Source organism: Vibrio ruber DSM 16370, assembly GCF_900163965.1.
Taxonomy (GTDB): Bacteria; Pseudomonadota; Gammaproteobacteria; order Enterobacterales; family Vibrionaceae; genus Vibrio; species Vibrio ruber.
Genome location: NZ_FULE01000040.1, coordinates 1 through 1,219, shown reverse-complemented (window position 1 = coordinate 1,219; position 1,219 = coordinate 1). Strand labels below are relative to the sequence as shown.

Below are 1,219 nucleotides of genomic sequence, written 5' to 3'. Positions count from 1 at the left end.
TGACCTGCCCCCAAGAATTAATCCAAAATTTCATTAGTAATGCTTATTAAATCACCATTGTTCGTTACTGTTCTTGTGGTTGCTGCAAACTCAGATGGAGTCAGATAATCCAGTGCTGAGTGAGGACGATTTTCATTGTAATCCATACGCCAGCTACTGATGAGTTCACGAGCATGACTCAGATCCCGAAACCAATGTTCGTTTAAACATTCATCGCGGAACTTTCCGTTAAAGCTTTCAATATACGCATTTTGTGTTGGCTTCCCTGCTTGGATTAATGTTAATACCACACCATGTTGATAAGCCCACTGATCGAGCGCTTTGCCTGTAAATTCTGGCCCTTGATCCGTTCGTATCGCTGTTGGATAACCGCGAAATGCGGCAATAGACTCCAGTGTGATCACGACTTCATCGCCCGAAATACCTGTGGCAACGGGGATATCAAGACATTCTTTCGTATAATCATCAACAATCGTCAGACACTTTATCCGACGACCATTACAGAGCGCATCCATGACAAAATCCATTGACCAAGTGTGATTAGCAACGGAAGGAAGTTGTAACGGTTGCAGCTCAACACATTGTGATTTTCTTCGTCTTCGCTTGCTGACCATTAACCCCAGTTCACTGTACAGTCGATAAACTCGTTTATGGTTAACATCTATGCCTTCGCGTCTCAGTAGGCAGTGAATTCGCCGATAACCAAAGCGTCGTCGTTCCAATGCCAGCTCTTTGATACGGATTAAAAGCGCCTCATCCTCACGGTTCACTTGAGGTTGATATCGCATTGATGCGCGATGAATACCGACGAGGAAACAGGCTCGGCGTTCAGAGACAGTCGTACCTTCCTGAATCGCCTTAACAGCCTTGCGCTTGTCCTCGACGGTCAGTACTTTTGGTTGAGAGCCAGTTTAAGTGCTTCAGCATCCAGCATGGCCTCCGCCAATAGCTTTTTCAGCCGAGCGTTCTCATCTTCCAGAGCCTTAAGCCGACGGGCTTCGGAGACATCCATTCCCGCATATTTTTTGCGCCAGGTGTAAAAAGTCGCATCCGAGATCCCGTGTTTACGGCACAACTCCCTGACGGGAATACCTGCTTCGGCTTCTTTAAGAATGGTAATGATCTGTTGTTCGTTGAATCGCTTCTTCATGTTCATCATCTCCTTGGTTGGATGAACATCACTAAGTATAGACTGGACTAGATTTAGGGGAGCAGGTCA

General features: G+C 46.1%; 1 protein-coding gene. It reads right to left on the bottom strand.

Going from position 1 to position 1,219, the window contains the following annotated elements; genetic code table 11:
• Positions 1–17: 17 nt before the first annotated feature.
• Positions 18–1,150 (bottom strand): IS3 family transposase gene (locus VR7878_RS14870; protein WP_370737093.1). Its coding sequence is split into 2 segments (ribosomal slippage): positions 18–898 and positions 898–1,150, totalling 1,134 coding nucleotides; the frame shifts between segments, so codons are not numbered across the junction.
• Positions 1,151–1,219: the final 69 nt, after the last annotated feature.